This window comes from Desulfosporosinus metallidurans (assembly GCF_001936615.1).
Taxonomy (GTDB): Bacteria; Bacillota; Desulfitobacteriia; order Desulfitobacteriales; family Desulfitobacteriaceae; genus Desulfosporosinus; species Desulfosporosinus metallidurans.
The window spans coordinates 43,554-66,901 of sequence record NZ_MLBF01000019.1 but is presented as its reverse complement, the minus strand read 5'-3'; the positions used below and the strand labels follow the sequence as shown (position 1 = coordinate 66,901).

30 protein-coding genes are annotated in these 23,348 nt (G+C 46.7%); 27 read left to right on the top strand and 3 right to left on the bottom strand.

The window, feature by feature from the left end; translation table 11 throughout:
- Nucleotides 1–398 precede the first annotated feature (398 nt).
- The 4 genes from DSOL_RS13300 to DSOL_RS13285 all read left to right on the top strand — a co-directional run bounded on the left by DSOL_RS13300 (nt 399) and on the right by DSOL_RS13285 (nt 3,638).
- Entirely contained in the window at nt 399–794 is a 396-nt protein-coding gene (locus DSOL_RS13300) for a hypothetical protein (RefSeq protein ID WP_075365322.1), read from the top strand.
- A 38-nt stretch (nt 795–832) separates the two neighbouring features.
- Complete coding sequence (locus DSOL_RS13295) at nt 833–1,165, top strand: hypothetical protein (RefSeq protein ID WP_075365321.1); 333 nt, start codon at nt 833–835, stop codon at nt 1,163–1,165.
- 124 nt (nt 1,166–1,289) lie between these two features.
- Complete coding sequence (locus tag DSOL_RS13290) at nt 1,290–2,462, top strand: antirestriction protein ArdA (RefSeq protein ID WP_075365320.1); 1,173 nt, start codon at nt 1,290–1,292, stop codon at nt 2,460–2,462.
- Nucleotides 2,463–3,638: an antirestriction protein ArdA gene (locus DSOL_RS13285; protein WP_075365319.1), complete on the top strand. Its 1,176-nt coding sequence runs from the start codon at nt 2,463–2,465 to the stop codon at nt 3,636–3,638. It abuts the gene before it with no gap.
- 75 nt (nt 3,639–3,713) lie between these two features.
- On the opposite strand, the gene DSOL_RS13280 is transcribed toward DSOL_RS13285, so the two are convergent.
- From DSOL_RS13280 to merR, 3 genes are all read right to left on the bottom strand, one after another.
- Entirely contained in the window at nt 3,714–4,184 is a 471-nt protein-coding gene (locus DSOL_RS13280) for a (2Fe-2S)-binding protein (protein ID WP_341270997.1), read from the bottom strand.
- A 142-nt stretch (nt 4,185–4,326) separates the two neighbouring features.
- Nucleotides 4,327–4,599: a thioredoxin family protein gene (locus DSOL_RS13275; RefSeq protein WP_075365317.1), complete on the bottom strand. Its 273-nt coding sequence runs from the start codon at nt 4,597–4,599 to the stop codon at nt 4,327–4,329.
- Nucleotides 4,592–5,008 carry a mercury resistance transcriptional regulator MerR gene (gene merR, locus DSOL_RS13270; RefSeq protein ID WP_075365316.1) on the bottom strand — a complete coding sequence of 139 codons (417 nt, stop codon included), beginning with the start codon at nt 5,006–5,008 and terminating at the stop codon, nt 4,592–4,594. The genes DSOL_RS13275 and merR overlap by 8 nt, the downstream gene beginning before the upstream one ends.
- A gap of 164 nt (nt 5,009–5,172) precedes the next feature.
- Between merR and DSOL_RS27305 the strand changes: the two genes are divergently transcribed.
- The 23 genes from DSOL_RS27305 (at nt 5,173) to DSOL_RS13155 (ending at nt 23,329) form a co-directional block, all read left to right on the top strand.
- Nucleotides 5,173–5,445, top strand: a complete 273-nt coding sequence (locus DSOL_RS27305; RefSeq protein ID WP_139314472.1) for a hypothetical protein — start codon at nt 5,173–5,175, stop codon at nt 5,443–5,445.
- A gap of 61 nt (nt 5,446–5,506) precedes the next feature.
- Nucleotides 5,507–6,373 carry an antirestriction protein ArdA gene (locus DSOL_RS13265; protein ID WP_075365315.1) on the top strand — a complete coding sequence of 289 codons (867 nt, stop codon included), beginning with the start codon at nt 5,507–5,509 and terminating at the stop codon, nt 6,371–6,373.
- Between the two features lie 26 nt (nt 6,374–6,399).
- Nucleotides 6,400–7,119 carry a Flp pilus assembly protein CpaB gene (cpaB, locus tag DSOL_RS13260; protein WP_075365314.1) on the top strand — a complete coding sequence of 240 codons (720 nt, stop codon included), beginning with the start codon at nt 6,400–6,402 and terminating at the stop codon, nt 7,117–7,119.
- On the top strand, nt 7,109–7,852 hold the full coding sequence (locus DSOL_RS13255) for a CpaE/TadZ family protein (RefSeq protein WP_075365313.1): 744 nt from the start codon (nt 7,109–7,111) through the stop codon (nt 7,850–7,852). Before cpaB ends, DSOL_RS13255 begins: the two co-directional genes overlap by 11 nt.
- Nucleotides 7,849–9,243 (top strand): ATPase, T2SS/T4P/T4SS family, encoded by a 1,395-nt coding sequence (locus tag DSOL_RS13250; protein ID WP_075365312.1) that lies wholly within the window; start codon nt 7,849–7,851, stop codon nt 9,241–9,243. Before DSOL_RS13255 ends, DSOL_RS13250 begins: the two co-directional genes overlap by 4 nt.
- A gap of 13 nt (nt 9,244–9,256) precedes the next feature.
- On the top strand, nt 9,257–10,171 hold the full coding sequence (locus DSOL_RS13245) for a type II secretion system F family protein (protein WP_075365328.1): 915 nt from the start codon (nt 9,257–9,259) through the stop codon (nt 10,169–10,171).
- Between the two features lie 39 nt (nt 10,172–10,210).
- Nucleotides 10,211–11,116, top strand: a complete 906-nt coding sequence (locus DSOL_RS28860) for a hypothetical protein (RefSeq protein ID WP_235838817.1) — start codon at nt 10,211–10,213, stop codon at nt 11,114–11,116.
- Nucleotides 11,117–11,229: 113 nt separating this feature from the next.
- Nucleotides 11,230–11,427 (top strand): hypothetical protein, encoded by a 198-nt coding sequence (locus DSOL_RS13235; RefSeq protein ID WP_075365310.1) that lies wholly within the window; start codon nt 11,230–11,232, stop codon nt 11,425–11,427.
- Nucleotides 11,428–11,589: 162 nt separating this feature from the next.
- Entirely contained in the window at nt 11,590–11,799 is a 210-nt protein-coding gene (locus DSOL_RS13230) for a hypothetical protein (RefSeq protein ID WP_075365309.1), read from the top strand.
- 50 nt (nt 11,800–11,849) lie between these two features.
- Complete coding sequence (locus DSOL_RS13225; protein ID WP_075365308.1) at nt 11,850–12,338, top strand: DUF4320 family protein; 489 nt, start codon at nt 11,850–11,852, stop codon at nt 12,336–12,338.
- A gap of 26 nt (nt 12,339–12,364) precedes the next feature.
- A complete protein-coding gene (locus tag DSOL_RS13220; protein ID WP_075365327.1) occupies nt 12,365–12,850 on the top strand; it encodes a hypothetical protein in 486 nt (161 codons plus the stop codon).
- The gene (locus DSOL_RS13215) at nt 12,847–16,044 is read left to right on the top strand and encodes a DUF8195 domain-containing protein (protein ID WP_075365307.1); all 3,198 of its coding nucleotides are present in this window, start codon (nt 12,847–12,849) and stop codon (nt 16,042–16,044) included. The genes DSOL_RS13220 and DSOL_RS13215 overlap by 4 nt, the downstream gene beginning before the upstream one ends.
- Nucleotides 16,041–16,454, top strand: coding sequence for a prepilin peptidase (locus DSOL_RS13210; RefSeq protein WP_235838816.1), 414 nt, complete (start codon nt 16,041–16,043; stop codon nt 16,452–16,454). Before DSOL_RS13215 ends, DSOL_RS13210 begins: the two co-directional genes overlap by 4 nt.
- Nucleotides 16,455–16,466: 12 nt before the next feature.
- Nucleotides 16,467–16,952 (top strand): DUF6075 family protein, encoded by a 486-nt coding sequence (locus DSOL_RS13205; RefSeq protein WP_235838815.1) that lies wholly within the window; start codon nt 16,467–16,469, stop codon nt 16,950–16,952.
- Between the two features lie 56 nt (nt 16,953–17,008).
- Nucleotides 17,009–18,193: an antirestriction protein ArdA gene (locus DSOL_RS13200; protein ID WP_075365305.1), complete on the top strand. Its 1,185-nt coding sequence runs from the start codon at nt 17,009–17,011 to the stop codon at nt 18,191–18,193.
- Nucleotides 18,194–18,195: 2 nt separating this feature from the next.
- The gene (locus DSOL_RS13195; protein ID WP_075365304.1) at nt 18,196–19,365 is read left to right on the top strand and encodes an antirestriction protein ArdA; all 1,170 of its coding nucleotides are present in this window, start codon (nt 18,196–18,198) and stop codon (nt 19,363–19,365) included.
- A gap of 285 nt (nt 19,366–19,650) precedes the next feature.
- Nucleotides 19,651–20,589 carry a DNA adenine methylase gene (locus DSOL_RS13185; RefSeq protein ID WP_075365303.1) on the top strand — a complete coding sequence of 313 codons (939 nt, stop codon included), beginning with the start codon at nt 19,651–19,653 and terminating at the stop codon, nt 20,587–20,589.
- Between the two features lie 60 nt (nt 20,590–20,649).
- A complete protein-coding gene (locus tag DSOL_RS13180; protein WP_075365302.1) occupies nt 20,650–21,078 on the top strand; it encodes an AbrB/MazE/SpoVT family DNA-binding domain-containing protein in 429 nt (142 codons plus the stop codon).
- Entirely contained in the window at nt 21,068–21,358 is a 291-nt protein-coding gene (locus DSOL_RS13175; protein ID WP_075365301.1) for an AbrB/MazE/SpoVT family DNA-binding domain-containing protein, read from the top strand. Before DSOL_RS13180 ends, DSOL_RS13175 begins: the two co-directional genes overlap by 11 nt.
- A gap of 12 nt (nt 21,359–21,370) precedes the next feature.
- A complete protein-coding gene (locus DSOL_RS13170) occupies nt 21,371–21,703 on the top strand; it encodes a hypothetical protein (RefSeq protein ID WP_075365300.1) in 333 nt (110 codons plus the stop codon).
- 10 nt (nt 21,704–21,713) lie between these two features.
- Nucleotides 21,714–22,307 (top strand): hypothetical protein, encoded by a 594-nt coding sequence (locus tag DSOL_RS13165; protein WP_075365299.1) that lies wholly within the window; start codon nt 21,714–21,716, stop codon nt 22,305–22,307.
- A gap of 13 nt (nt 22,308–22,320) precedes the next feature.
- Nucleotides 22,321–22,881, top strand: a complete 561-nt coding sequence (locus DSOL_RS13160) for a YodL domain-containing protein (RefSeq protein WP_075365298.1) — start codon at nt 22,321–22,323, stop codon at nt 22,879–22,881.
- A 61-nt stretch (nt 22,882–22,942) separates the two neighbouring features.
- Nucleotides 22,943–23,329: a SpoVG family protein gene (locus tag DSOL_RS13155; protein WP_075365297.1), complete on the top strand. Its 387-nt coding sequence runs from the start codon at nt 22,943–22,945 to the stop codon at nt 23,327–23,329.
- Nucleotides 23,330–23,348: the final 19 nt, after the last annotated feature.

The window sequence follows — 23,348 nt, the reverse complement described above, 5'->3', positions numbered from 1 at the left end:
AAATAACCACTGATAAAAAATAGATTTTAAGCAAATTCTATAAAAATGAGACGGTTTCATTCAAAAAAGGATGAAGCCGCTTTATTATTTCCACAGTATTTCCCAGACCTCAAATTCCACGATACTTAAATTTAATTAGTGTAAGTTTAGGGCTGTATTTTGAAATGAGATACAGCCTTTTAAATTTTTCCGAAAAACTTTAGGAGGATTCAAATATTGACAGCAACAAATTTTTTGCCGAAGTCGCCCACAGAGTTGCACAGCAGGGAATAAAAGTTCCGGACTTCCTGCAAGGAAAAGTAAATCTCCACAACGACTGAACTGATTCAAGAAGTCCTTGCAGCATCCATGCAGGATGGTATGCAGTCGGGTGAAATAAACATGGGAGGTATATAAAATTGAAAACCGTTTACGCCTTTATCCAGCATCAGAGGAACAGCCTGGCGGTAGATTTTCCCCTAAATATTCATGATATGCCTGACCATCTCGGGAGCATTGGAATCCGGTTGCCTGCCAGCAAGGTGACCGTGGACAACACAGAAAATGTGTCTGTTAGACTCACCGGTCTAAGTGAAGTGGGTAAAGCCATCGTCGACAAGGTAGCCAGTAGCGACAGTCTTGAGGATATCAACGCACTCTGTCAAGCAATAGAACGAACTTGCTTATATGGCTATGACGATATGGCAGAACGCCTAGCAGCCTGCGATGCGGGATGTGCAAGAGAGCTGATGGCTGTGGTTGAGCAATTCACTCAGGCACAACAATCACAAACGATGGGAGAATGTCAATGCTGAAAGCTTTGATCGCAGACATTAGTTAAGGAGGGAAAGCAATGGATTACCCATATTTAATTGGCTATGTCTATTCGGAGGAAGGAAGAAGCGAACATTTTTTGAAAACTACTCCGACAAACATTGCCTCTTTCATTATAAAAAATTCGCCGCTAGATGTCATTCAAATTACTACCCCGCTGGATACTGCCTTCATATCCACCAGAGCAGGATTTATCGACTATTGCGCCGATCAGGAGTTTCTAAGGAATGAGTTGCTTCCCGTGCTGATTCCAATGCAGATGGGCGACACAGAACCCTCAGAAGTAGAGTTGGTTCCTGAAAATGAAATGAATTCGATGGATGAGGAAGGATTGGATTCCCTCGAATTTTAAATTTGCTGGAAGCTCTTACTTAAAACAGTATAGCAATAATAAGCGGTTGCATTTCAAAAGATGCAGCCGCTTTTTCTATTTCTCCAACTCTATAAAACTCTATTAAGGAAAGGATTGGGACAAGATGATTATTGCCGAACTCAAAAACGGTATATACCGTGATAACTATAGCATCGACATCACCTTCCCCGTTGATGAGGAAAGCATGATGGAACAGCTCAGTGGGATAAACATCAGCGACAGCAACATAGCAGATTGTCATGTTGCGAAGATAAGCGGAGATATACCTGCTCTTTGCGTACTTGAAAACAACTGCATCAATGTGGATGAGATGAACTATCTCGCGAGACGGATAGACAGCTTTGACTACTATGAGCTTGCCAAGTTTCAAGGAGCTATTGCAAGAGAGGGTATCTGCACCATGAAAGACCTCATCAACCTAACCTTCAATCTTCACAATTATACGGTCGTCACTGATTTCTTGAACCTGAAAAACATCGGAAGAAATCATTACCTTGATAAGAACATCGGATGCCCTGCAAGTGAAATGGAACGGCTCGACTTTGAAACAATGGGCAGAAATCTTTTAAGCAGCGGTGATGGTAAGGTAACACCTTATGGTGTAGTATTTTGCAACAGCCTTCCCATGGAAGAAGTATACAATGGAAAAATGTTTCCCGATTATGATTACACCAGTGACTATGTATTGAAGCTGGAGATGATGAGAAAGGGTTCCCAATCAACAAGCCCGGAAAAGGTATGGCTATATCTTCCCACATCAAAAGCCTGTATTTTGAAAGCGCTCCTCCATCTCGGCGCAGACACATATAACGACTTGACCTTTCAATGTGTAGACAGCATGAGCTTGTCGGAGAGCTTTATGGATCATCTTTCCCTGATGGACAACATTGGTGAAATCAATGAATTGAGTAAAATCATCCATGAGCTTGATCCGGAGGAAATCAAGAAACTGGAGGCAGTCATTGATTATACGCAAGCCAAAACCACTGATGAAATGATAGAACTTGCAAAAAACCTTGACAGTTTCTTTTTTATTGAAGGTATCTCAAATGTTGAGCAATATGGAAGGCACATGATTATAGAGTCCGGCCATTTTGAATATGACAGCGAGCTGGAAAGTTACATCGACTTTGAAAAGTACGGTCAGGATCGCCTCAAACATGAGCAGGGGTGCTTCACCTCATACGGATATATCTGCCGTACTGATTCAATGGAAGAAGTCTGTGAACTGTATGAACAGCAGGAAGAAAACACCCAAAGGATGGGAGGGATGTAAATGCTGAAAGTCTTTTTAACAAGAGTAGACAAAGAAAATGGTGTATGGCTCTCGTTGCCCACTACTCCTGCAGACATAGGGGTAGCTTATGCAACACTTGATAATATCAATGGCACTGAGAACCTTGATACACGCCTCACCGGGGTGGAATCTTCTATCCGGAATCTACGACAATATTTAATAGGAAAAAGTACCGATGACCCCAATACCATAAAAGAGCTTGACTTCATCGCTCGGCGTATCGATGGCTTTGTTGAATCGGAAGCAGCTCTTTTCTCCGGGGCTCTTGATATTGAATCCATCAACACACTGACAGACATCATCAACTTGACCTACAGTTTGGAAGGATACGAGTTGTACCCCGATGTCACCACTGCCAATGAGCTTGGGCAATATCTGGTGGAAAGCGGTGAGGTGCAAATCCATGAAAGCGCCCTGCCTTATGTGGATTATGAAAGGGTCGCAACAGAATATGAGGCAAACAACTCCGGCTGCTATACCGCAGCAGGATATGTGGCAAAGACCGGCGGCAGCATAGAGCGCATCTATGATGGGATCACGCTGCCCGATGTGAATGCCGATAAGGATTATATTTTCAAGCTCAAGCTCATATCTCAGTACAGCTTTGATAGGCTGGATGACCCCTACACCCTCAAACTGCCAACATCGGATATTGCCTTGCGTCAGGTAAGAGATCAACTGCGGGTAAAACATTTTGAAGAGTGTGAAATTGCGGATTTTGACTGTCCGATCGCAAACCTATCAGCCAGGCTTCATATGGATGGGGACATCTATTCTCTCAACAAGCTGGCGCAGAAAATTAAAGACATGCCAAACGAGGGAATGGTAACGAAGCTTCTCGCTGCCCTTGAAGCAGAAATGCCGGAGGATTTGTGCAATACGCTGGATATCGCAGAAGACCTCGATAGGTATGAACTTATCCCTGCCTCTGTTATCAATGCAACGGACTATGCTCACCATGTGCTATTTGAGTCCGGCAGATATGATATATTCGTTGACGATGAGATTAATAGCTTTGTCGACTACGAGAAATATGGCAATTACAAAATGATAGAAGATGGTGTAAAGCAGACTGCATTTGGAATGATCCGAAGAATTGATGAACCGTTCCAAGAACAGGAGCAAGGCTTCACACAAAAGATGGGAGGGATGTAAATGAGTAAAATGTTTTCATTGGTAGCACCAGGAAAATAGTATGGAAACAGCATTTGCTTTCCAAGATCTTATTTTCTAGGAATGACTTTTCTCTCTCATAGCAAGACCTTTGGCAATCACCGATTGCACTACCGATGAACATCAGCCACCGGCAGGATTTTTAGTCAGACATTCACACCCTGTATTGGCACCCGTATGTCTCTTAATATCTTCCAATGTTGAACAGCATTGTGCTTCAGCTACATGATATAAGATTTCCTCCTCCATAACATTTGCACAGTAACAAATTGGAATTGGGGGAGGAACGTTTTTAAACCAAATCTTGTTGACCAATTGGTCTTGACTAATGGTCATCTTACTGTCTTGTGTGTAATAAGCGACTTCACATTCGGGAGTTCTACACAAGAAAAAATATTCTTCTCCTTCAATTTCAAGGGTATGTTGTACCTGATGTTCAACTGTTTCCTTACGTACTTTCTGCCCTACCCCATTACAAACAGGGCAAGCCGGAATTACTTTTGAATTTGCGGATAGTTCAATAATCATGAGCAAACACTTCTTTCACAACAACTTGCGTGTATTTAACTGACCTCCAGTTTTTGTCCTTCGGTTGATAGATCTTTTTTAAAAAGACCGGGAAACTATCCCGGCCCATACAATTAAAATAAATCGTTCTTGGCGTTTACATTTATTGACCTAGTCCGGCTCTTTTTAGTGTTTCATAGTCAATTCCCCTGTTGCTGCAGCAATCCACTAACTTTCCGTTGATAGCAACGGCAGGAACCGATTTAACGCCGTACTGCTCGGCCTTTTCAACGCATTCATTAGTATCACACTTTTTGTTTAAGTCGTATACCTTCACTTCGCAGTTGGGACAAGCTAGAGTCTTTATTTCTTTTACAGCGTTCTCACAGATGTAGCAACCAGCCGTAAAAATTTCAATCAGCCTCTTGTTAGCCATTTTCCTCACCTCCTTCCGACAACCTTTCTACAATAGGACAACTATGAACAGGCCCTTGGTCGGGACATCTGCTCGATAAATCTTGTAGAACGCTTTTGATGCTTTGTAGGTCACGTATTTTGAACTCTATCTCCTTTATCTTTTGTGAGGCAAATAGCCGAACTTCCCGACAACCAGAACTTTCGCTCTCAGTCATACTAAGAAGTTTTTTAATTTCCGAAAGAGTAAACCCTAAATCTTGAGAGCGTTTTATGAACCTAATTCGCTGAATCACTTCAGGTGGAAAGATTCGATAACCAGATTTTGTTCGTGGGGGTTCCGATATCAAGCCTAATCTTTCATAATACCTAATCGTCTCGATATTTACGCCAGCGTTTTTAGCTAATTCGCTAATAGTCAGTCCATTCATTTGCTCACCTCACATGTCTAGTATAAAGTCTGTAGTTAGGTACGGTGTCAAGGGTTTATTAGCACCATTTTAACATATCCTTATATGGAGTAAGATAAGCAAGCTGATCATGGGTATCAAAGTTCAAGGCTGCCCTTGAATATGAAGAATGCACAAACCTTGACTTGGCGGCAGACATTTCGCAAAACCTGGACTGTTATGACTTTTATTTCTCACTGACATCACCGGAGGAATATGGCCGTGCGCTCATTACAGGCAGGGGATATATGAATTCCCTTGAACCGGTATTATGCTGTTTTGACTTTGATCAGTACGGAAGGGATCAGATAGCAGCCGAGGGTGCAGTGACAACAGAATATGGTATGATTGCCCGCAATGAAAAGGAATTTTGCTTCGACTACTATACTCCGCCGTCTACACAGCAGCAATTGATATAGTGCCTTTTGGTTTTTAAAAACTGAAAGGTACTTTTTTATTTTAAAAAACAGGAGGAAAAAAATGCTTAAATTAATTATCAGCAACACTCAAAAAGATGAACATGGGCAGCAGCTTGCGGTGCACGTTGAGCTTCCCGCGGCAGAGGAAACGCTTCAAAAAGCTGCCGGAGAAATCGGATTGAGCGATTTCGACAACAGCGGCTATGAGATCATTGGTCACTCCTTCGGAAAATATGAGGACCTGCAGAACCACATTCCAGGAGGCGCCAACATCAATGAACTCAATCTCCTTGCCCATAAGTTCAAAGGATTTACTGAAGAACAGGCTGAGGATTTCATGTCCCTGCTCACAGACTGCGGGGATATTACGGTCAAAGACCTCATCAACAAGGCGTACTACCTTGAAGACGACTCCTATGAAATATGGCATGGCGTCACGGATTTAGATGAGCTTGGACACCGTTTTGTAGAGGAAAAAGCGCCGGATCTGCCGGAAGAAATCTTCGAAAACATTGACTATGAGGATGTAGGCTACGATGTGCAGTCCAATGACCATGGCGAGTTTACTAATGCCGGATATATTCGCAACTCCAATGAGGTAGTGGACGAGGTATACGATGGCACTAACCTCATTGATCTGATTGCCAAAGAACGGGAGAAGCAAAAATCGTTGAAAAGTAAAGACGGATCTTTAAGTAAAGAGGATGTAATGATTAAAGCAACTATCGATGGTCTGACTGCTACTGCTGTAGAAAAAGCTTGTGTTCTTGGAGTGGAAGCAACAGAGGATATCGGTGAACTTCGTAAAACGGTAGCTGAACTGATCCGTTTTTGGAGCCTTGATGAGCGATGGCTTGAACAGTTTGATATGGAGGTTCAAACCGTCATGGAGGGTACGGTGCAGCAGAGCGGCATGCAGATAAACTAAATTCCTTGAAGGAGTGATGATATAAGTTGAAGATAATCAAGAACCGGATATTTTTAAGCGTCCTCTGCATTGTCCTGGCAGGAGCCATTTCTTTTCTGCTCCTGCCGAAGTTTTATGCAGACAAGGGCGCGACAGTGATGGTGCTTCGGGCTGCGGAGGACATCCCGGCAGGCACAAAGATACAGAGTAAATATCTTGCTATGGTGGAGGTGGGGAAATTCGGTTTACCCGATGCCGTCATCAAAGATAAGGTCTTGGCTGAAGGGAAGATCGCGCAGACTGACATTGCGAAGGGGGACTACCTGTTTCCCCAAAAGATCGGTGACTTTGTCGCCGATGAAAAGTTGGACCGTATTGCCAGGGACAATAAACGGCTGGTTACCATCAGTGTGCCAAGCATTGCCGCAGGGCTCTCCTCTCATTTAGAAAGCGGCGACATTGTGACAGTGGCTGTCTTTTCAAATCAAAAAAAAGAGGGGGACGCAAGTCAAAGCACTTCCGCCCAGGTTATCCTCTACCCTGAACTGAAAGGACTGGAGGTTTACAGTGTGGAGAATGCCCGCACACAGAGCACCGCCCAGGTCCGAAAGCAGCAAGCGGAAAACCAGCAGTCTTCCAGCGATCCCATCCCCAAGGCGGTTACCCTGGTAGTTACCGAAGCGCAGGCAGCGAAACTCATCGAAGCTGAATACACGGGCAAGCTGCATCTGATCTTTGAAAAAAGGGGGGTAAGCCATGAGCAGTAAAATCATCACCGTTTGGGGCAAAGACAACAGCGGAAAAACCACTTTTGCGGTCAACTTAGCCTGCGCTTTGGCAAACCGTGACCACCTTGTGGGGCTCATTTCCTCCAACCTGATCTACGGCGACCTGCAGGTGTATTTCGGGCAGAGCATCCCACCGGAAAAGGGACTGTTCCGTGCGCTCCATGAGGACAATCCCAATGTGGGTGAGAAGTTTATGGAGACCGGGGAAAGTAAAAATCTCTTTTTTCTGTCCGTACCCAACCATTACACAGGGCTTTTATGTGACAGCGTATCCCTCCAAAGCGTGGAAAGGCTCATCACCGCATCCTCTCTCCTGTTCGACATCTTACTGATTGACGGCTCGGGGGATCTAACCAATCCAATATCCGGAGTAGGACTCTGGCTGGCGGAAAAGGTGTACACCCTGTACAGGCCGTCTGCCTCTGCCCCTATGTGGCATAAAGGAGTAGAGGATTTTGTCCAGGAACTTCATATCGCCGACAAGCAAATCAATGTAATGCAGACACCGAATGGTGAGTTCGATGACAAAACCTTTAAGAGTCTTATAGAGCTTTCCTTCAAATATGAACTTCCCTTTGTAAAGCAGGCAGGTGAGCTTGAAAACGCCGGAACTCCGGTGTTTTTTTATGAGGATCGAGGGTGCAGGCGCTACAGTAAAGTCCTGGAAAAAATCTCAGATGAACTATGCGGAGGGACGGACAAATACAAATGAACAATGGATTTTCAGTCAATGAATTGATCTACAAGGCCAACAAGCAGCGCTCCGACAGCGGGGAGAACAGCCTGGAAGCTCAGGACTACGGCGACATCCTGGATAAATTGCAACGGATTATCTCCAAAAACCACTCCACCGAATTGGCACAGGTGCTGTATTCGGAAGAAGCGGAGGGAAAGCTGAAAAACCTCATCATGCAGTATTTAAATAGTGAACGAATGGTGGCAAAGGGAATTCAAAATATTTCCGAGCTGGTCGACAGAGTATACAACGATATGGCAGGCATGGGGATTTTATCGGAATATTTGAAGGACAGCGAGGTTGAAGAGATCAACGTCAATGGCTACAACGGAGTATGGGTTTTATACAAGGATAAAAAGGTTAGGCTCCCGATCACCTTCAGCAACCCGGAGGCTTGCTCCAACATCGCCAAGAAAATGAGCCGCTTTGGAAATGTCATCCTAGACGGCTCAAAGCCTATAGGCGACAGCTTTATCTCACGGGGCATACGCATGTCCGGAGCCATTGTACCCTGCGTTGATTTCGATGCCGGTGCCATTGCTTCCATAAGAAAGCAAAAGCCGTCCTATATCACAAGAGAAAACCTGATTTATTGGGGGACAGCTACAGAAGATGAGCTGGACTTTCTCACTCTCTGCGTCAATAACGGCATATCGGTGGCCATCGCCGGAGCAACCGGCAGCGGAAAGACCTCCGATATGGGATATATTCTAAGCTGTATTTCAAGTGATAAAAGAATCGTAACCATAGAGGACACCCGCGAACTGACCCTGGTCCAAGTGGATGAAAACGGTGTGATGGTCAATGATGTCATTCACCTTTTGACAAAAGAAGAACCCAATCCCATTACCATGTTGGACCTGTTGAAGCTGTCTTTGAGGCTCCACCCTGCCATCCTTGTTCCGGCTGAGATGAGGGGGAAAGAAGCCCTGACGGTGCAGGAAGCAGGACGTACAGGGCACACCATCGTCAGCACTCTGCACGCCAACAGTGCCAGGACAGCCTATGAAAGAATCCTCACCATGTGCCTAGAAGCCGGAACGTCATTGTCGGAGGAAAGGTTGCTTAAAAATATCATAGAAGCTTTTCCCATCATGGTCTTTAAAATGCAGTTGCCTGACCAGTCCCGAAAGTACATGGAAATCTTCGAGGCCACCGGGGTCAGAGATGGAGAGTTGGTAGGCAATACCCTTTTTCGATACGACATTGATCATTATGAAAAAGACGAAGACGGAAGAATTACAGAGGTCGTAGGAAGTCACAAGCACATAGGGCATATATCCCAGGCCCTTGCCGAGAGGCTTTTGATCAATGGAGTTGAACGAAAGGAAATTTGCCGTTTCGCAGGAAACGAGTTTAAAAATTGAAGGGGGGATGACTATGAATGAAATCCAGATATCCCTTACCTTTGTCTTTGGCCTGATCAGCCTAGCTTTTTTCCTCCTGCTGAAGCTAAACCCTTTTGCAGTGGAGAAAAACACCTTGAAACAGCGGCGGTTGTATCTGTCGAGAACAAAGCTGAAAATCAGAGAGAGAGTGATCCTCCGGTTTACAACCCTGTTCCGGCAAACCAGTTACACGCTTAAGAAATTTATCCTGATGGTTGCCGCAGCATTTGTGTCGGGTTTTTTGGCGGGGGTTTTGCTTTTTAGCAACGCTGGCTTGGCAGCGGTTACAGCAGTCTGCCTTATCCCGGCTCCTTACTTTTACCTGACCGTGAAAAGTTCCAGAGCAGCGAGGGAAGAAATCGAGGGGCTGGAAAATACCATGTCCATCATCACCAACGCTTACGCCGGATGTGACGACCTAATCAAGGCGATGGAAACCTTTGTCGAAGAGAAGAACCGCTACATCCCTGTGGGGTTAAGAAAACCAACGCCCTTTGATGAGTTCGTCTCAGAAATAAAGCTCATCAACCCGAACATAGAACATGGGCTGTACCGCCTATCAGCTAAGATAAAGAACCGCTACTTTGCCGAGTGGATAAAAATGCTGATTCTCTGCTATCACGACAGGCGGCTGAAATTTGCCCTGTTTCCCGTAATCAAGTCGATGAATGATGCCAAGGCCATGCAGATTGAAAGTGACAGCATGATGGGCAGGGTATGGCGGGATTATCTGATGACGGTGGGCATGATGTTCAGTATTATTCCCTTGATGCGTTTTTCAAATGCGGAATGGTTTGCTATTCTGACCGGAACCACCCTAGGAAAATTACTGATTGTCGTCATGCTCGTAACCGCTCTGGCAACTTCGTTCTTCGTGATGAAGATGACCAGACCTGCCAACCGATAGAAAACTTAACCAAAATCAATTTTACAGGGAGGTTTAAATTTGTTCTATCAAATCATCGTTTTTGTCCTGCTGACTGCGGCAGGATTTTTAATTTGCAGGCAAATACTCAAAATACCCACGCTGAGCATGAAAAAAAACATCAAAAACTTACAGGCAGAAAAAGAAAAAACAGGAGCAAGGTTGCTCAACCTTTTTGTGATGCCCCTTGTAAAGCCGGTATCCCGATTTATATGGATTGAACCGGAGAAAGAAGCAAAAATGGCGTCAATGCTAAGGCGTGGGGGACTTGCTCTAACCCCAAAGGAATATCATGCACGTGCTCTCATCTGTGCTGCTTTCACCCTGCCGCTCTTGATTCTGCTTTTGGCAATCGGAGCAACAAACATTGCTCCTGCCATCCTTATCTTTTCGGTGGTAGTATATTTCCACTTCATGACCGACCTCAAAGACAAGCTGAAAGAGAAAAAAGCATTAATCGAAATAGAACTTCCAAGTTTTGTTCGCTCCATCCTCTATAAGCTTGAAGATGTGCGGGGTGGCAACGAAAATACGGTTGTCCAGGTGGACCTGATCCAGATATTTGAGGACTATCTAAAGGTAGCGAGTGAGGTTTTCTACTATGACATTGCGGTTCTGATCATGGAGATGAAAGCCAAGGACATAGAAACAGCGCTTCGAAACTTCAGTGAGCGTGTCGGACTGCTTGAGGTATCCTTTCTAGTCAATGCCCTCATCGGCCTATACCGTGGAGAGCATCAGGGCGAGGCTCTAATGTATCTTGCCAAGGATATGGACATCAAGGCGAAGGAAGCCCTGCGCAAGAATCTGGGTAAGCTGCCCGGCAAAATAAAGATGGCATCCATACCCCTTGTGGTAGTGACCCTGGCAAGCCTTTTGTATGTTATAGGCTCCCACTTAGTCCGATCCATGGGGGGCCTTTTTTAATGTGAAAACGGGGCAACCCTTTTCAAATAAAACTATATTTTTCAGGAGGGAGGTAAAGCCTGAGAATCAAGACAAACACAATCCAAACCGTAGAAGAAAGGAGGTTAAACCCCATGAGAAAGAAAATGCCAAACGCCTTTTCAAAGGCAAGAGGGCTTATGGTCAACAAGTCCGGTGACCAGATGACAGGCTGGCTTATTGTCGTACTGATTGTAGTGGTAGTGGGTGCAGTATTCATGACCCTGTATCAGGGTTCCATTACGCAAATCTGGAACAGTATTGTCACCAAGATTACAAGTCTTTTGGGATAAATAACGGCAAACTGTAAAATTACTCACAAAGGTAAAAAGGAGAAACTTTCTCCCTTTTACCTTTGATGAAATGTTTGCAACTGATATTACTGACCTAAATTTTGTTAAAACCTTAAAAAATCAAAACTGAAATCAAAAAATAACTATAGGAGGCATTTTTCTATGATGAGAACTTTGAGAAACAAAATGGCAATGGCAGGCTTAAAGGCTAGGAAAGTATTGACCAATCAATCCGGCGATCAGATGACAGGATGGCTGATCGTTGTACTGATCGTAGTCGTTGTCGGTGCGGTATTTATGACGCTTTACCAAGGTTCCATTACGCAGATTTGGAACAGTATTGTAACCAAAATCACCGGCCTTTTGAGCTAAACTATGCGGCGGCTGCGAAACAACACCGCCGGAACAGGGGGTGTAAAGGGATGAACAGGCAGTGCCGGAGCTTATGGGGGAGATGTTCTCCCCCTTTCTCTTTGAAAAAGGCGCTGGTTAATCGAAAAGGCAGCGCCTATTATGAACTGATTATCAAAACCCTGGTGGTGATTACGCTAATGGCGACGGTGATGTCCTTCTTAAGCATCTTCACCACCTATCTGAGTCTTAACCAAGTCTGCCGCCGGGTGGTCCGGGTCATTGAGCTGGAGGGGCAGGTATCGGATAACGTATATGATGTTTTCTACCGGCTCAAGGAACAGACCGGGCTGTCTCCGGAAATGAGCATCGGGGATGTCAATTATTGTGATGAACAAAACCAAAAAATTCAGCTAAGAGATACTTTTACAGTAAAGATGAAATACAACTATGCCTTTACGGTGTTTCGGCCTTCCTCCTCTCCACCGGTGCAAATCATCATACCCATGGAGGTGCGCATCACGGGCATGTCGGAAAAATATTGGAAGCTTTTAGAGTGAAAGCGCCGGAAGGGAGGGATAATTTTGTGGGCAAAACCGGATCCATTTTAAAAAGCAAAAAAGGCGATGGGCTGGTGTTTATCTTGATCCTCATCTTTTTTATTATGACCCTTGCAGCCATGGTCATTGAATATTTCCGCATGGACAGCCTGTACCAGCAGGTGGAATATGTACTCCAGCGGGGAGTGAATTCCTCGGTGGAGTACGCCATGCTGGATGAATACCGCAAAGACGGCTATGCCCGGATGGACAGCGCCCTTGCGGTAGAACAGCTCTACGCCTATCTTCATGATAGCATGCAGCTGGACCGGGATCTGAACAAGTATTCCGGGGAGCAATGGGTGTATACCCTTGAAATCCAGAGCCTCACCGCGAACGATGATCCGCCTCGGCTCATCTTGAAAGGAGAGTTGAAAACCCGCAGCGTTTTTAGTTTCCTGACCGGCGAGGTGCGGCTGCCCTTTACTCTCTCCAGCAGCAACAACAGAATTGATGAAGGAGGTTCCCCATGAAGCGAAAAGTAATCATTGCTATACCCTTGGCAATTTTATGCTGCCTGCTGTTTTCAACGCAAGTCTTTGCCATGTCCGGCAGTAACATTACGCTGAAAATACGCTCTCCGGTAAACAGTCTGACCAGTGAAAGCGGTGTGATCGCGGTGGAGCAGTTTCCGGCAGAAATTGCCATCAGCGCTGCGGCTAAGGCGGGCAATTTGGCAGGAATACAATTAAGCCATAACGGCCAGACCCTAGAGATTCCGGCAGACCCCATTCTGACCATTGCGAATAAAGAAGCCTGCGGGGTGTATACCCTGACAGCGAAAACAGATGGGGGCGCAGTCCTCACCATAAGCGCAAATGTAGTATTCCAGGAAAAAGCCATATACAATATCCGCTACCGCACGGTAGGAATGAATTTGAAGGAAACCTATGATGGAGCAGACAAGCTAAAGACCTTCCCCACATCCCAACGGATTGATTTGGTGCAGGCCAACACTATTGCCGAATATGAGCAGAAACGCATTGCCGGGTTGATCGGCAGGAGCGACGGCAGGACCTACACGTTGAAGGGCAGTCTAGTGGTGGAGGTTTACGACTATTCCACCGGGAAGGTCATCGGGATCTATGATGCAAATCAGGATTTTGACGCCCTGACTACAGGTTTTCATTGGACACCCAAGAGCCTCATGGCCCTTGAAACCATGCGGAACGCGGCAATCACCTATCAAGCCCCTGTAAAAATTGACGTTCAGGCCACATGGTGCAGTGAAGACAAGCAAGAGGTGTACGGCAAAGCTACGGCACAAGACAGGGGTGTGCCGGAATACCTCTATCCCTACCAGACCACCAGCGTCACCTTCTCAAAGGATGATATCTCCCTATCGCGCAACTATATCTATAGAGGTATGGAATGGGATTATACACCGGAAACTGCTGGATACCCCGATGGGGAAAGTCAGACCCAAACGGCAATTACCCAAAAGATCAACACCCAAATTCCTGCGGCAGACTTTTACTTCAAGTTCAAAAAGCAGGATGGCAACGACCTTTCCGTGAGCATCCGCGCCCCGGAAACCGTCTGCCGGGGGGATAGCTATTCCTTCGAGGTGACTTTTAGCAACCATGGTGCAGCACCGGCCTATGATGTGCCCTTGATCGGCACCGTAGACCGGGAGCAGATGAAAGAAATCCCCGCCAAGCAGGATTTTTCGCCCAACGAAAGCAAAACCTTCACCCTCACACGGAATACTGACAAAGCAGGGGAGGTCATAACGCTGTGGGCGCAGATCGAAGTGCCCGAGGGATTTATGGATAAGAACCCGGAGAACAATACCGCGACATCGGTCATCCGGGTGGTGGAAAAACCGGAGCCAACCCCAAGCCAGGGGAAGAATCCCGAACCGGACAAAGAAAATCCGCCACCGGCGGAAAACCCCGACCCGGAAAAGCTGTGCGATGTATCGGCAAGCATTGCAGCGCCGCCCACCGTTTACGAAGGGGAGCCTTACCGCTTTACGGTGAGCTTTACCAACCATTCCGACAGGATGCTGAAGGATGCAGGGGTACAGGGGAAAAACAATGAGGTCGTTTTAGACTCAATTCCCAAAGCGCTTGACTTCAATCCCCTGGAAACCAAGACCTATACCCTCACCGGACAGGCGGGGCATGTGGGTGAGGTATATAACCTGTGGGCGAATATCGGAGTGCCCGAGGGTTTTCGGGATGAAAATCCGGTTGATAACACCGCGGCTTCCAAAATTACTGTTGTGGCAAAACCCTCGGGCAATCCGCCCAGAAACTCGGATAATCCACCCAACAATCCGGATAATCCGCCGAAAAACCCGGACAATCCACCTAAAAATCCGGATAATCCACCGACAAACCCAGACAATCCACCCGAAAATCCGAATAACCCGCCAACGAATCCGGATCCCCCCCCTGATCCCGGACATCCGCCCGTCGACCCGGTGGTGCCGCAGGAGAAGCTGTGCGATGTATGGGTGAACCTGTCCTACCCGCCCACGGTCTATGAGCAGGAGGAATATAGCTTTACTGTGTACTTCAGCAATGACACGGATAAAGCGCTGTCAGGGGTAAGCTTAAACGCTTCCATTGACGGTAAGGCAGTTTCAGTCGTACCGACTGCGGCAGATTTCCAAGCCCATGAAACTAAAGCCTTCCTTGTCAAAGGCAAGGCAGGAGAAAAAGGCACAACCATCCGACTGTCGGCCCAGGTGTCGCCGCCTGCAGAGTACAGGGATACCAACACAAGCAACAACCGGGCTGCGGCAGAGCTTTCCGTAGTGGAGCGTCCCTATGACTTGGATGTGCAGCGGATCACGCCCGACCGATACAAGGAGAATCAGACGGTCATCAGCACCATCAAGGTGTCAAACCGGGGAAGCCTGGACTTTACGCCTGGACAGAAGGTTTCAGTCCAGTTTGAAGTCCCGGAGCTTTTACTTAAAAAACGTATTGATGCTATCGTCATGGAAAAGGATACATGGAACGTCGTATCGGTCAAATGGGATACCCCCAACGTGCAGGCCGATAAAAACATCACCCTGATTGCGGTCATCAATCCCGACCAAGTCCTGGACAATGAAACATCCAACGCCAACAACACCTATACCCAAAAGGCCATCATCAAAAATGTAACCTATGATGAGCCGGAAGAGAATACAACCATTCCTGCACCACCGCCAAGAAGTGAGCAGCCCAGGGTGATCTGGAAGGAGCAGCGGTATGAAAACGACCGGTTTGTTTGGAAAGACTTCTACGCCGAGCTAAAAGTAGAAGCCGTCCTTGACTATGAAACAAAGGCAAAAGGCTATATCAAATCGGGATATGGTTTTTCCTTCAATGTTACGACCTCTGTGAATACCAACTATGATAAGCCGGAGCTGATTACTGCGCCGCAGACTGCCGAGGTCTATCTGCCCCAGTACCGCTATGAAACAGCCATACCACTAATGAAGGAGGGCGACCATTTTACATTCAAAGAAAATCTCACTTCACCCTTTCGATACAAGAAGCAGTATGTCCCGGTATGGTTCCCCGATGACAGGGACTATATCGTGCAGCTCCTTGTCACCGATGTGCACACTCCCGGAGGTACCCTATCTAAATGGATCACCGGAGGAAATCTGAAAATGAAGGTGGTTGACAGCATGTACTCCGATGATGTCACCACGGGAAGTCCATGATGATGCTGCTTTATGCCATCCCGATGGTCTGTGCTGCCATCACGGATTGGAAAAAACGGATTATTCCCGATTGGACATGGATTGCCATTCTTATGGTGGGATTTGCTTCTGCGGTCATCAATGGTAAAGGAATCTTATATATTCCCCTGCTTGAAAGATTTACGGGACTTTTGTTCCCGGCAGTCTGCCTTCTTATGATTGCTTTCAAATGGGGCGGTGTTGGTGGAGGAGATATTAAGCTGATGGCAGCCTTAGGCTTTTGTTTCGGGCTTTACGGACTTGCAGCCATCCTCTTTTTTGCTGTCATCCCTGCCTGCATTTATGCCAGAGCGACAAAGCAAAGGAGCGTGCCTTTGGCCGTATTTTTGGGCATCGGGTTCTTTGTATATGCCGGTCTTTTACTTTCATAGAGGGGATATTTTTTGAAAGTATTATTGGTGCTGCAGATTGCAGCCATTTATAAGGAGGAATATTGTGTGATACATTTTCACGATGAAGTCCACCGGCAGAAGGTCGTACACTGCTTGCAAAAGGAAAACAGGATTTATCCCGATGGCAGGGCTGACAGCTATTACCTGCCTGCCCTGTATCTGCTTCTCTCTACAAAAAACGATCTGTATAAAAAGACCAGCAGGTATATCGACAGAGAGGGCATCGACTTTGAAAAAATGCTGTCCAATCAGGACTTTCCCAGCGGTGAAAGAAAGCTCATCAAGCTGGCGGCCAATCTTTTCAACGGCTCCATGGAGGTTTCCCCCTCGGAGTTGATCGACACGCTGGATGAGGAAAACTTTACTCTGGCTTTGCAGGCCATTTTTCTCAAACGCACCAGTTGCCACGTTCAGGAGCTGCTTCCTGCTGCAAAGGAAGTTCCTGAACCGGAGCCACAGTATGAGCTGAAGATGTAGATGGATTGACCTCCACGCTGCAGATAAACAAATTCTCATAGATGGGAGGATTGAAATTGAATGAAATAAAAATAACGGTTTTAAGAGATGATCTCTGCGATAACTCCAGCTATATCGGTGCACACCTCTGTCTGCCTGCAACGAATGCCGAAATACAGGATGCCCTTGAAAAAGCAAGGATCGATGATGAGCATCCAGATTTTATGGTAGTGGATTATGCGTGTGGGCAGGATTACTTAAACGAGCTTCTGCCGAAAAAGGCTTCGCTTTATGAGCTTGACTACCTCGCAAGGCGGCTGGCCGGGATGGATGATTTTGAAAAAGTAGCTTTTGAGGGAGTAGTAAAAATGGAGGGAGCGCCTGACCTTGTTAAGCTCATCAACCTCACCTACAACCTCGCCGATTGTAATGTAGCCTTTGCAGTGTACAATGACAAGCAACTCGGCAAATTTTATGTCGACAATGAGTTCATAACGGAGCTGGAGAAAGTGCCTGAAAAAGTGCTGCAATACATCGACTATGAAAAGGTGGGACGTATCCACAGAGAGGCAGAAAAGGGTGTGTTCACAAAAACCGGTTATGTAGTGCAATCAGAGCCGGATATAAAGGTTGTCTTTGACAGCACCAACATTCCCAAGCCCGATGGCGACAGCGGATATGTTTTCAAGCTGTATCTTATAGAAGGATGTTTTGAACCGGAAAAAGCAAAAGGGGCTTGGCTGAAGCTTCCTGCATCGGAGGCTGAAATTACATCTGCTCTGTCGGAGATCGGGGTGGCTTCTTTAGTTGATTGCGTTTTTACCCACTGCGAAAGCAGCATGCCCTGCTTCGAGGATGTGTTCTCTGATAGTGAGGACATAGAAATGCTGAATATCTTAAGCAATGCTATTTCAAAAATCATAGATAGCAATATGGGCACTAAGTACAAAGCTGCCCTTCAATATGAATACTGCACCGATCTGGACTTGGCTATTGACATTGCACAAAACCTGGACTGCTACAGCTTTTATTCCTCTCTTTGCTCACCGGAGGACTATGGGCGGCAGGTACTGCTCGAAGCCTCCGGACTTCCACACGATGATATGGCCTTTAAGCTCCTTGATTTTAGGAGATATGGGGAAGCAAAAATGAAAGAGGATGGTGTGAAATCCACGGATTACGGATTGATTTGCCGCAACGGAAAAGAGTTTGTGTTTGAGTTTTGCACCAGACCGCAAGGGCAGCAGATTGGGGGGATGTAGGGATGTGGATAGAACTACAGGCAGAGCATCCTTCTGCACAGGAAATTTCATCAGAGCTTTATCTTCCTGCGACGGAAAAAGAGATTAGGGAGGCGATGAAAGTCATCAACCCCTACGACAGGCAAGACTTTCACTGCCTCGTCACCCAATGTGATTTGCCCATCCCTGAACTGGAGGAATACATAAACTGCAGCTCAGGCAATCGGTATGAACTCGCAGAGATTAACTTCCTTGCGGAAAGGCTCACCTATCTCACGGACTATCAGCAGGAAGTCATGGCCTATATCCTCAAAACCGGAACTGCTTCGGATATGAGAAACCTGATCAATTTAACCTATCACCTTGACCATTTCACGTTGCAGGGCATCACCAATGACGAACTGCTTGGCTCCTATTGCGTCACAACCGGAAGGATTGAAGTGCCGGACAATCTCATCGAGTTTATTGACCATCGAAAAGTGGGGCTCCACCAAAGGATTCAGGATAAAGGCCAATACCTCGATCATGCCTATGTGGTCATAGGAGATTACAAGCTCACAGAACCCTACGATGGACAAACATTCCCAGACGTGATGCAGGGGGCAGCGATACCTATCAAGGTGAAACTCAAACCTATAAACTCCGGGGACGATGGGATCTGGCTGCGGCAGCCGCTGACAAAAAGAGAAGAAGAGCTGGTTTGCAGCAAGCTGGGGATAAAGGATATCGAGGACGCGCAAATAGCCGATGTGAGCTGTCTCATACAAGGGTTCGACAGAGAAGTTTTAAAAGAGGCATGCTTGGTTGAATTGGACACCCTTGCCCAAACCATTCAAAAAATCGATCAAAGGGATTGGCTGACCTTGGAGGCTGTTATTCAATATGAAACCCAGGGAGTGAATCCTGGCTCCCTCCATGTGGGCGATTACTATAACTGCGGACTGAATCTAAAATGCTATGACCACTTTCCTGAAGTGAGGACGCAAGCCGAATATGGACGAAGGCGCATGGAAACTGCCGGTGCAAATATTCCCGACATGGCACAGCGATTTATCGATTATACCGCTTTGGGTTCAGAGAAAATCGCTGCTGAAAAGGGCAGGTTCACCGACTATGGGTACATCTGCCGCAATGCAAACGAATATTTTGACGTTGGCGAAAATGAAGAAACCATTCAGCAGCAACAGCTATAGGTGGATCCTAATCTAATCGACCTATAAGACGTCACCGATGAGGCAGCGTCTTTTTTTGTGCCTCAGAAGGAGTTGAAAAAGATGAACATACGCAAAAATACGCCGGATAAAGAGCAAACGATCAAAGAAAGGTCTACAGCGTAGCCGAGCCGCAGGATACGGAGAAGTGTAGAGGTTGTCCCTATGCCGGAGTGGGCTTTATCTGCTGGGATCAGGACGGAATCTGCATGAAAACCGATGTGGAGAAAATCTACGACAAGTTAAGGTCAAGGAGGTGATGACTTATTGAACAGTATCATCAGTTGGATAGGCGGAAAAAAGGCACTTCGGGAACTGATTTATGAACGCCTGCCCAAAGAATACGGACGATACATTGAGGTGTTTGGCGGGGGTGGTTGGGTTCTCTTCGGGAAAAGCCCGGATAGCAGGTGCCTGGAAGTTTACAATGATTTCAATTCCAACCTTGCCAACCTGTTCTTCTGTGTCAAGGAGCGTACAGCAGCTTTTCTGGTGGAGCTTGGATTCCTACCGTTGAATTCCAGAGATGAATTCCTGGTCCTTCGAAAATTTCTAAGCAAAGAGGAATTCACACGAGATTACTTGAAAGAAGAACTTGATCTTGCACAGCACTATCTGAAAGAGCTGGAGTTTGAAGAAGTAAAAGCCATGCTGATGGAGAATGCGGAAGTGACCGATGTCAAACGGGCGGCGGCTTTTTTCAAGCTCATACGGTACAGCTATGGCAGCGGCTGCACCTCCTACAGCTGCCAACCCTTTGATGTGCGGAGGGCCTTTCACCTGATCTGGGAGGCATCCTGCAGGCTTGCCAATACGGTAGTTGAGAATAAAGACTTTGAGGCGTTGATCCGTCAGTACGACAGGGATAACGCCTTTTTTTATTGCGATCCGCCCTACTACCAAACCGAGGGGCACTATGAGGTGGAGTTCTGCAAGGAGGACCATGTGCGACTACGGGATACCTTGGCCCAGATCGAAGGGGATTTTCTTGTATCGTATAACGATTGCGAATACATCCGGGAGCTATATGAGGGTTATCAAATAGAATCCGTCACCCGTCTGAACAATCTGGCCCAGCGGTATGACGGAGGCTGCGAATATCCGGAGGTACTCATCTCTAACTATGACACCTCGGAACGCAGGCGGGACATACCGGTGCAGATGGGTCTCTTTGATAAGCCAAACGGCTTTTACAATACAGAGTGACGATGAAAAAACATTAGAAAATTATAGGCTTCAATGATGGGGCTAAGGAGGAAATTGACCATGAAAATGATTGAAATCGAGAGCACGGTGGACCAACAAGGTAAGCTCACAATCCCCGCTCGTCTCATGGAAGACCTGGGGCTTGTGCCCGGTGATACATTGAGGCTTGCCTGCGTTAGCAAGTCTCTCGGCGATCCCCTCAATACCTTCGGTGAAATTTTAATTGCGTCGAACGGAATTACCAGCCTTGAAGAAATGGAAGCGGAAGAAGGGGAAATCTCGCTACCCAATGAACTGCTGGAAGCAGCAAATATCCCCCTGAGCAGTGACATTGAAATTATTTGCACAGAGGGTGCCATCATCATTACGGCGGCAGACCTGCTGGATATGATTCCCGATGAACTGTGCCAGCTGTTTGCCGAACTGAAGATCAGCCCGGAAGCTGTTCGCAGTGTCATAAGGAATGGAGGTGTTTTGGATGGACAGTAAAGCTATTTACAAGGTGGTGGATGACAAAGGGCGGGTGCTGATCCCCAAGGAGCTTCGCCGTGCCGCTGAGATAAACCACGGTGACATTGTGAAAATGGGCATGGACAAAGGCCGGGTGACTGCCCAAAAGGTCAATCTCATTGAGGTTGGCGATCAGTCCCCATTGGCGGTAGAGGCGTATGTTTTCTCCGCGGTGAAGACCATGGAAAAGCAAACTCAGCTTTCCCTTGCAGCAAAGCTGATTGCACTGATAGATGAAAATACTGAAGTGCTAAAGTAAGGAGGAACAAGGATGGAAAACACAAAGCCTTTCACCCATGAGGACTGTATTGAAACAGGTTATGCCATGTCTATCGAGGGCAAAGTGATTGTTATATCCTTATCGGCACTGCCGGAACAGTATCACAACAGAGAAAATCAACTTTATTACTGCGATGGCGGCAATGGCAGCAGACCAAACCCGATGGGTCGTTCTATTTTTGCAAACTCTCTCCACGATGGAGTAAAGATGCGTTGGAACCGGAGTGATGTGGTGGGGGTGCTAAAACCGAAGTTGCTGCCCGATTGGGCAAAGGATACGTTGGAGCAGATACAATCCGGCAGTTCCCAGCAGATGAATCTGTAAAGGGGATGGAATGATGGATAAGAAGCTGTTTACCATGGAGGACTGCATCAAGGACAGCTATTATAAAGAGGATTATGAAGGGAAAATCATCGTCATGCGTTATGAAGCCTTAAAGGATCAGTACCGCGATGAACGTTTCCAACTGTGGCTTGGCAGTTCCGGCTTCGGCTGCGACCCGTCTCTCAGAGGCCGGGCGGTATTTGCCACCTGTCTCTATGACAACGAACATGCAGAGTGGCGGCGTGAAAACTTTCTTGGCACCATCAAGCCGGAGGTTTTGCCTGATTGGGCAAGGCTGAAGCTATCGCAAATGAAGCCCCACTCCTCTGCTAATGAACGTGAGCAAACACCAAAATACAGCGGGTACAGCTTCCTTGAAAACGGCAGATACAAGGCAGGTGTAGGGCTCTACAGTGAAAAAGAGGCTATGGAATATGTGGAGCTGCAAAAACCTTATCAGCACAGAATCATGATCTGTGACCGAGATGACTTTAATGTCTTAGAGGTCATAAAAGGCGAGATGATTCATCCTTCCAAGGAAGACCTGGAAGCATTCCTGTCAGAGCAGGAGCAATCCGGTAATTCAATGCGGATGAATCTGTAAAGGAGGTGCCGATATGCCTGGAATCTTTATCAAAAAAGACCGCATCATCTTCTATGGCAATACCGCAGGTTACATAGACGATGGCAAGGCTGTAGTTGATCCCATGTTTCACTGCGGGGAGCTGAATGATTTCCTCACGGCAAAGCAAGGGCTGTCCGTGGAATGGATAAATGGTGTGTACGACCGGCTGGCAAACGGGCAGCAAGACTTCGATGAGCAACCGATCCTCAAATCCTGCCGCATCTACCAGCTCAAGCCGGAGGTTGATCCAATGATCAAATTCATTGGGTATGATGAACTTCTCCAGGGAGGTTTCGAAAAACCGGACCCTGAAAATTATCAGGTGGTGTATGACGGCCAGCTTGAAACCAACGATCTGGATGCTATCTTCGAAAAATTCAATCTGCGCCATCCCCCCGATTTCCAAGGGCACTCCCTGTCCATGTCCGATGTGATTGAGCTATACGACAAGAACGGCAGCGAATTTCATTATGTCGACCGCTTTGGCTTCCAGCAGATAGACTTTAATGAGTCTCAACAGGAGCAGCAAGGAGGTCAATCCATGAACCTATAACCAACCCGACAGCAGAGGCTGTTTTTTTTGTATTCAAAATAAGTAGCAGGAGGAAAAGACCATGAAGAAAAATGAAAACGCACAGGCCGCAGCCAAGGAAAACACAGCAACTCAGACCTTCTCCATGAAAGTGGATGTGAAGATCGGCTCTATCCGCCCGACCGGAAGTATCCGAGCCACCGCATCGGTCAACTTGAACGACTGCTTTGCCATCCGCAATGTGAAAATTATCGACAGCAGCAAGGGACTGTTTGTAGCCATGCCCAGCTACAAGGCTGGCAATGGAGAGTACAAGGACATTTGCTTCCCGGTAACCGCAGCTTTCAGGCAGCAGCTCAATGATGCTGTGCTCAACGCCTATCATCAGGTAAACCAGAGCCAGGCACCTACCCACGACGATCTCCCTTTTGATTCACCGGAGCGGACCAACGGCATGCAGATGGGATAAGTAAAGCAAGTCTGCAACT

Coding starts and splice junctions, on each gene's coding strand:
- DSOL_RS13295 (WP_075365321.1), top strand. CDS start 833: ATGGATTACCCATATTTAATTGGCTATGTCTATTCGGAGGAAGGAAGA.
- DSOL_RS13290 (WP_075365320.1), top strand. CDS start 1,290: ATGATTATTGCCGAACTCAAAAACGGTATATACCGTGATAACTATAGC.
- DSOL_RS13285 (WP_075365319.1), top strand. CDS start 2,463: ATGCTGAAAGTCTTTTTAACAAGAGTAGACAAAGAAAATGGTGTATGG.
- DSOL_RS13275 (WP_075365317.1), bottom strand. CDS start 4,599: ATGGCTAACAAGAGGCTGATTGAAATTTTTACGGCTGGTTGCTACATC.
- merR (WP_075365316.1), bottom strand. CDS start 5,008: ATGAATGGACTGACTATTAGCGAATTAGCTAAAAACGCTGGCGTAAAT.
- DSOL_RS13265 (WP_075365315.1), top strand. CDS start 5,507: ATGCTTAAATTAATTATCAGCAACACTCAAAAAGATGAACATGGGCAG.
- DSOL_RS13255 (WP_075365313.1), top strand. CDS start 7,109: ATGAGCAGTAAAATCATCACCGTTTGGGGCAAAGACAACAGCGGAAAA.
- DSOL_RS13250 (WP_075365312.1), top strand. CDS start 7,849: ATGAACAATGGATTTTCAGTCAATGAATTGATCTACAAGGCCAACAAG.
- DSOL_RS13245 (WP_075365328.1), top strand. CDS start 9,257: ATGAATGAAATCCAGATATCCCTTACCTTTGTCTTTGGCCTGATCAGC.
- DSOL_RS13235 (WP_075365310.1), top strand. CDS start 11,230: ATGAGAAAGAAAATGCCAAACGCCTTTTCAAAGGCAAGAGGGCTTATG.
- DSOL_RS13230 (WP_075365309.1), top strand. CDS start 11,590: ATGATGAGAACTTTGAGAAACAAAATGGCAATGGCAGGCTTAAAGGCT.
- DSOL_RS13225 (WP_075365308.1), top strand. CDS start 11,850: ATGAACAGGCAGTGCCGGAGCTTATGGGGGAGATGTTCTCCCCCTTTC.
- DSOL_RS13215 (WP_075365307.1), top strand. CDS start 12,847: ATGAAGCGAAAAGTAATCATTGCTATACCCTTGGCAATTTTATGCTGC.
- DSOL_RS13210 (WP_235838816.1), top strand. CDS start 16,041: ATGATGATGCTGCTTTATGCCATCCCGATGGTCTGTGCTGCCATCACG.
- DSOL_RS13195 (WP_075365304.1), top strand. CDS start 18,196: ATGTGGATAGAACTACAGGCAGAGCATCCTTCTGCACAGGAAATTTCA.
- DSOL_RS13180 (WP_075365302.1), top strand. CDS start 20,650: ATGAAAATGATTGAAATCGAGAGCACGGTGGACCAACAAGGTAAGCTC.
- DSOL_RS13175 (WP_075365301.1), top strand. CDS start 21,068: ATGGACAGTAAAGCTATTTACAAGGTGGTGGATGACAAAGGGCGGGTG.
- DSOL_RS13170 (WP_075365300.1), top strand. CDS start 21,371: ATGGAAAACACAAAGCCTTTCACCCATGAGGACTGTATTGAAACAGGT.
- DSOL_RS13165 (WP_075365299.1), top strand. CDS start 21,714: ATGATGGATAAGAAGCTGTTTACCATGGAGGACTGCATCAAGGACAGC.
- DSOL_RS13160 (WP_075365298.1), top strand. CDS start 22,321: ATGCCTGGAATCTTTATCAAAAAAGACCGCATCATCTTCTATGGCAAT.
- DSOL_RS13155 (WP_075365297.1), top strand. CDS start 22,943: ATGAAGAAAAATGAAAACGCACAGGCCGCAGCCAAGGAAAACACAGCA.